General features: G+C 56.0%; 2 protein-coding genes. Both read left to right on the forward strand.

Annotation, left to right across the window (positions count from 1 at the left end):
- Nucleotides 1-566 precede the first annotated feature (566 nt).
- Nucleotides 567-3,923: an autotransporter family protein gene (locus PHO31112_RS26825; protein WP_174995913.1), complete on the forward strand. Its 3,357-nt coding sequence runs from the start codon at nt 567-569 to the stop codon at nt 3,921-3,923.
- A 491-nt stretch (nt 3,924-4,414) separates the two neighbouring features.
- A partial coding sequence (locus tag PHO31112_RS26830; RefSeq protein WP_150624756.1) for a hypothetical protein occupies nt 4,415-7,113 on the forward strand: 2,699 nt, incomplete at its 3' end.

Below are 7,113 nucleotides of genomic sequence, written 5' to 3' on the forward strand. Positions count from 1 at the left end.
GATATGCAGCTCAAGAAGCAACTGGAAGTGCGCGTGGGCGGAAACGTCAGCGTGCGTAAGGGCGAGAGCGCGCTGGGTGGTGGTATCTCGGCGAAGTATCGCTTCTGAGCCTGAGCGTTGACGTAGGCGACCGGAACATCGCGCCCACTGTCTGTGTTGAAGACAAGAAACCCGTCGTGCCTGAAAGGGCGCGACGGGTTTTTTTATGTTTCATCGCGAATGGCTGTCTCAAGGCAATGCCGTGGGGATGGGGCGTTGGGGGATAGCACATATGTTCTATCGTATCCGCCATGTGCGTTTTTTGTGGTGATCTCTTCCCGTAAATTTCAAAGACGAGTCCGCGCTCTTAAGTAGTGTTTATAAGGCTTTAAGTTGATTTTTGGGAATTTACCCAATTAATATTAGTGGATTTACTTTATAGGAATGCGCCCAATCGGATGCGGAATTTGAAATTTCAGATATTTCTGATCCTAGAATCGAGACTCCTTTGGTGACCAGTGTGCCGCTCTCAGAGTAACGGTGGACGTAGTCGTCGATTTTTGCGAATGAAATGTTGGGGGTATCAAATGCAGCGACAGAACTCGAAGGTTGGCGTGCTTCGTCAAACAAAGATCTACATGGCAGTGGCGACGATGGCGGCGGCCGCATCGTTCCCGATCATGGCTGAGGCAGATGAGAGGAAAAAGGCTCGCGTTGCCGCGCAGCAAGGAAGCAGCCAGGAGGTCAGCAATTGGAAGTCGAAACTCAAAAATCTGGAGGCGCAGCGTAACGAGAAGAACGAGGAGTATCTGACTGCAACGAGCTGGGTTTATGATGCGGCACTTCTCGAAGGAATTCTAAATATTCATGATGAAAAAGAAAAAAATAATATGCTCGTTAAGGTGGCCGATAGGATTTCTGGTGTTTTAGAAAGCATGGGGAATGGAGGAAGTGAGGAAAAGCCGACGCACATCCAGCGGGTGAGTGTTAATGATTTGAAGAATGTTAAAGAACGCTTGGATAATATCTTGAGATCAGAGGCCGGTGAAAAGGACCAGAAAATCCAGGAGTTCAGAGATTTGTTGTCTAACACCGAGCGCTACGGTCGCGCGATGAGCGAGGCGAAGACGGCCGCGGAGGACCATCGGGACATTTTGCGGGATATTGCCGGAGCCAGGGTGGCTTTGAAAAACGCCGGCGAGTCCGCGGATAAACCGATCAACCGGTACGAGTTGAGGGCCGGCGCAGACGCTGCCAAGTGGGAAGGTGTTACCTTGGGTGGTCTGCCTTACAGCGAAGATGGTGGCAGTCACTCTATCGACGAGAAAACCATTCTTGAGCTCACGCATCGTTCCGGGGATATATCGGATCCAATCGCTGGAGCGAACGACGCAAGGCGAGATGTCGGTACGTTAAATGTTTCGGAGACGGGAGATCACATTGTGAATATCCGGAATGGCCAGCTGAATATCCACAAGAGTATTAATGGTGCGGGGCGTTTGGGGATTGTTGTTGGTAAAGATGGAACTTTGGCATTTGAAGAAAATGGCAATGGGATTGAGTCGAGAAATGTTACGATCATGACTGATCCAAAAGCCAATGCGCTCGAAAAAGGTGGTTCTATTGAGTTCAAAAATGGCACCAGTGCGGGATCTGCGATTATTGAAGTTAATAATCATGGGGAACTAAAATTCGATAAAGATTCTAACGCCGCTAACAGCAGCATCTCAGTTAAAGATGGTGGTATTGCAAAGTTTGTTGAGTCGAATACCGAGTCTTCAATTATTGGAAATTCGGGGCTGCTCCAACTCGACAGGGCACGTGGCGGAACGGCGACGGTCAATAACATGCAGTCCGGAACGGCGAAATTCCTCGATACGGACCTTGAAAGCCTTACTTTGAACAACGCTGGCACCACTTATTTGCGGGGCAATACTACTGCGAGCGAGGCCACCGTCAATATGTTCAACGGCACGCTGGATGTTAGCGGCATGGGTGAGACCACGTACACGAACACTTCCTCGGCGACTGGCGCTGGCACCGAAAAAGCCATCACGATTGGTTCGCTGTCAGGCGCTGGCGATGTTGTCACCGGTACTACGGCCCTCACGCTTGGCTCGTTGAATCAGGACGATAAATTCCACGGCCGGATTATGATGGTCGCCCCGGAGAATCCGCAGGAGGATGGCCCTGAAAAAGCCCTTCGCGAATTCTCGGAACGGTTAGGAAAGACGCTTACCACGTCTGTCACGAAAGTCGGCACCGGTAACCTGACGTTCTCGGGTGACCAGAGTCAAGTCAAAGCCATCAAAGTTCAAAGTGGCAAGCTGACGGCGGATCACGAAAACGCCCTCGGTTCGGGGAGCGTGTCGATTGCCCAGGCAGGTGCGGTTGTCATTCTGGCACCGAGTGTCTCGGGCGTTAAGGCAATCGAGAATGCCGGCGAAATTGATCTGGGCACGAATAAGCTCAGCGCCGAAAGTTACACGTCGACAGCTGGCGCAAAGATCAAATCGCGTGTTGCCAAGGCCAGTGATGGCTTCGTCGGGGGCACGATCCACGTCGAGAAGGACAGCGACTTCAGCAATACGGCCTTGACGGTTGCCGTCGACGAAGGTATCAAACTCGCCGATGTCGAAAACACATTCGAGGTGGTGACAGCTGCCGAGGGGGCGACCGTGACTCCGGGGACGACGACATTCGGTAGCATTAGCGTTGCTGGCGAAAAGAAGCCTGACCCGGAGGGTGGACGAACGAATGAATCGACGAAAATCTCCTCGGGAAACACCGTCAATTTCCTGGCGGCCAACGGTCGCTACACCGCCAACGAGCAAGCCGTACTGGCGTCGGTCGACGGCGTGACGGTGGGTGATCTGACGTCGGGCAAGATCGGCGGCAAGGTTCTCTCGGATATGGCGCTACAAACGGCGGATACGGACGAACAGCGTCGCTCAGCCCGTCTGCTCTCAGGTGAGTCACTGGTGAACAACGCGGTGGCCGCCCAAGCTGCCACCACATCGTTCCAGCGGGGCATGCAAACGCGCATGATCGCCGGCGGTGCGATGTTCGACGACAAGACGGCCAACGGCGCGAGGGTGGCGGATAACGGTGTCGCGGGTTGGGCGTCGTTCAACGGAGGCAAGACGAGCCAGCGCGGCGACGGGATGTCGTTCGACGTGAAGGGTCTGGACGGCGCGGTCGGTGTTGACAAGCGCCTGAATCAGAACACGCTGGTGGGTGCGTCGTTGGGCTTCGGCAATCAGGAGTCGAAGGCGAAGGGTCTGCCGGGTGAGTCGAAGGTCAACAGCGTGAGCGTGGGTCTGTACGGTTCACACCTGACGGGCGCGAGCTGGTTCGTCAACGGCGCGGTGTCGTACACGAATCACAGCGTGAAGACGGATCGCACGGTGTCGGCACGTTTTGCGGCGACACGTCTGGCGGGCAAGACGAGCGGTCAGACGTTCGGCATGTTCGGTGAAGTGGGTAAGCGCTTTGACGTGTCGGGCGTGAACATCGATCCGTCGGTGGGTGTGCGTGTGGCGTCGACGCGTTTGAACGCGTTCAACGAAACGAACAGTTTTAGCGAAGGCAACGACGGCCTGAAGGTGGGCTCGCAATCGCAGACGTCGACGCGCGGCGTGGTGGGTGTGCGTCTGTGGAGCGAAGTGGTGAGCATTGCAGGTGGCAAGGTGGCCCCGTCGCTGCGCCTGTCGTATGAGCGTGAGTTCGGCAATACGCAGAGCAGCCTGACGAATGCGATCTACGGTGCGGCGCGCAGTTTCACGGTGAAGGGGCCGAAGCTGGGCCGCGACATCGTCACGGCGGATCTGGGCCTGGACATGCAGCTCAAGAAGCAACTGGAAGTGCGCGTGGGCGGAAACGTCAGCGTGCGTAAGGGCGAGAGCGCGCTGGGCGGTGGTATCTCGGCAAAGTATCGCTTCTGAGCCAGAGCGTTGACGTAGGCGACCGGAGCATTACGTCTCCCGTCAGCGTTGAAGACAAGAAACCCGCCGTACCCGAAAGGGCACGGCGGGTTTTTTATTGTCGACGTTCGGTAATGACGCCTGGCCTTCCCAGGAAGTGAAATGAGTTGGAAAACGCGTGACGCCGAGAGGAAATATGTCGATGGGAAACGACGTGCTTCACTCCATCATCCGTTGTTTGCGTGCCGCATTTTTTGTGTGATTGGGAGATTGATGATTGGGAAACTCGTTTTATTGGGATTAATCATTCATTTGACTTGTTGTTTATTGATATTTGTCCCAATTCAATCATAAGACAATTTCTTGGGTTAAGTATCAAAATCGAGTGTTTTTGCATCGATTTCGATAGTCCGGATTTTAGACTTCGTGAGCCTTGACGCAGGTCGTAGCGCCGTGTCTGGAGTGTGATGAAGCAATTCATCATTTTCACGAATTAACTTGTGGATTATCGAATGCAAAAGAACCATCCGAAGTCGAGCGCTCTGCGTCAGACGAAAATTTGCATGGCCGTTGCGGCCGTGGTGACGGCTGCCGCGCTGCCGGGGTATGCAGTGGCAAATGCTGGGCAGGCCGCGGCTCCTCAGTGGGAACAAACTCGAGACGCCAGAGTGAACGCGCTGGGCGCAGACAGAGGGCCGATCAAGACGGCAACGGAAACAAATTATAGGGCGACTCGGGAACTTGCAGATAAGCAGGAACTTGCTACTTTGGCATCTACCCTTACGACGGCTGCGGCAACCGGAGATGATGAAGGGGAGAAATTTGCATCTTTTAAAGCTGCAATTTCCGAGATTGATAAATCTCTTGCGGCTCTTGAAGGTCGGCGAGCGCCGGATGGACGATTTCACGGATTGGATGAATCGCACAATACCGCCCTCACCGCGTTGAAGGCGGCGGCGGTTGCGATCAGTGACCAAGGAAAGTTTGATGCAGGAACGGAAAGAAACACTCTGAATGGCCTGATCCTCACCGGTACGCATACGACCGCGGTAACCGATGCGCAGCGCGCTGCGACGACAGCGGCGCAGAATCTGGCACTTCTTGAGCGGAAGCTCGCCGCGTGGAATGCCATTGGGAACGAGGCAGATTCACAACGACTTGGCGCCTCGTACTTGCTCGACGTAAATGCGGCCAATGCTGATAGGAACAACAACGTGCTCACGTGGAACGACGTGAACCTGAAGACCCATGCGGACGAGAGCCCGGCGGGTTCCACGGGGCATACGCTACTTATCGCTGACAAAACTATCGAAATCGGCAGTTTTTCGGGTGACGCCTCCAACGCCGTCCATGGTGCAGCAGGCAGCGCTCGCGATATCGGCACGATTAGTGCGCTCAAAGACGCAGCACACGATGTACGAGTTGCCTCAGGCACGCTGAACATCCATCGTGGCATCGACGGCGAAGGTGCGCTGACGGTGACGGCTGGAGAGGGGGGGACTGTGAACTTTGTGGCCCAGCCAACGGGCAACGGCGGAATTACCGGCGAGAACGTGACGCTGGTTGCCGGTAGCGCCGTCGGCGGTGGCTCGGGTGCCGATGACAAGGGCCAGATCAATTTCGAAAACGGGATGAGCGCTGGCACTGCGAAGATATCGCTTCACAGCGGCGGTAAGCTGGCTTTCAACGGGGGCGCGAACGCGGGGGAAAGCGAAATCGCCGTCGATGGCGCGGTGACGTTGGATATGGTGCAGGCTCGTGCAGATGACAATGTCCAACGGGGCGTAGATCGCGAAGCACTGCTGCCCGTGCTGACCCAAGGCACCGGCGCTACGCTGGTGTTCGACGAGTCGTCCGTCGGCAAGGCCAAGATTGCCAATCGCGGTACCCTTACCATTACCGCCTCGGATTTGAGCGCGTCGACGCTGACCAACGAGGCGACGGGCACAGTCGAGATTGCCGGTAAGATGGTCGGCGTGTTCGACGAGAACGGCGATCCTGTCATGGTGGCTGGCGAAGCACAACGGGAGATGAAGCACTCCCTCGGCGGCACGGCTAACGTCGTCAATCGCGGCACGTTGAGCGCTACGAATCTGAAATTTGCGAACATGACGTTGCAGAACGTGACCGGCCGGACCACGATCTCGAACTCGGAAGGCGGCAACGCAGTTGTGAGTAACGCGCAAGGTGCAACGCTGGCTTTTTCCGATACGCAGCTCCAGCAAATGCGCTTGACGAGTTCGGGCAACGTCAACATGGCCGGTGCTACGACGGCCAATCAATCCGCCATCGAAATGACAGGCGGAGTCCTGGATATTTCGGGTGTCAGCATCGATGCCGCCGGCACTCCCGAGAAGACCCTCACTATCGGTTCGTTGAACGGTACGGGCGAGATTCGCACCGGCAGCACGACACTTGTCCTTGGCGAGTTGAACGGCGATGACTCTTTCGCCGGCACGATTGCAAACAGTGCACCGATCCCGAAAGTCGATGAGCAAGACGCTTCAGGAACGGGCGAGAACGATAGCGCGCCGATCACGATGCGCATGGCCTCGGTCGCCGTGGAAGCTCAGCCTTCGCGTGAAGCCAATGTGGTCAAGATCGGTACCGGCAACCTGACGCTGACTGGCGATCAGAGCGGTGTGACGAGCCTGAATGTTCAAGGCGGCACGCTGACGGCGGATCATGCCAACGCGCTGGGTTCGGGTACGGTGAGCGTTGCCCGTGCGGGTACTGTCGCGCTGAGCAAGAATGTCAGCGGTGTGACGAGCCTGCAGAACGAGGGAACGGTCGATCTGGGCATGAACAAGCTCGAAGTGGGCACCTACGCGTCTGAACCGGGTGCGAAGATCAAGTCGCGCATCGAGAAGGTCGACGGCGAAATTGCCGGCGGCAAGATTCATGTCACGCAGAAGGGTGATTTCACCAACACCGTGCTTGACATCGCCGCAGCCGACGATATCGAAATTCAAGATATCGTGGGCAAGTTTGACGTGGTGAGCGCTGACGATCAAGTCGAAGTGACCGGCGGGAAGGTGACGGTCGGTAGCATCACTGGCGGCAAGCAACCGGATCCGGTGATTGAGGGCCCGAATGATCCGGCTATCGGGCCGAACGTCGGCACGAAGATCACGGAGCGGAACATCGTCAAGTTCCTGGCAGCCGATGGTGGTTACAGCGCGAACGAGCAAGCGGTGCTGGCGTCGGTGGA

This window comes from Pandoraea horticolens, assembly GCF_902459555.1.
GTDB classification, from domain to species: Bacteria; Pseudomonadota; Gammaproteobacteria; order Burkholderiales; family Burkholderiaceae; genus Pandoraea; species Pandoraea horticolens.

Excerpts from the sequence above, each read along its gene's own strand:
- PHO31112_RS26825 (WP_174995913.1), top strand. The coding sequence starts at position 567 with ATGCAGCGACAGAACTCGAAGGTTGGCGTGCTTCGTCAAACAAAGATC.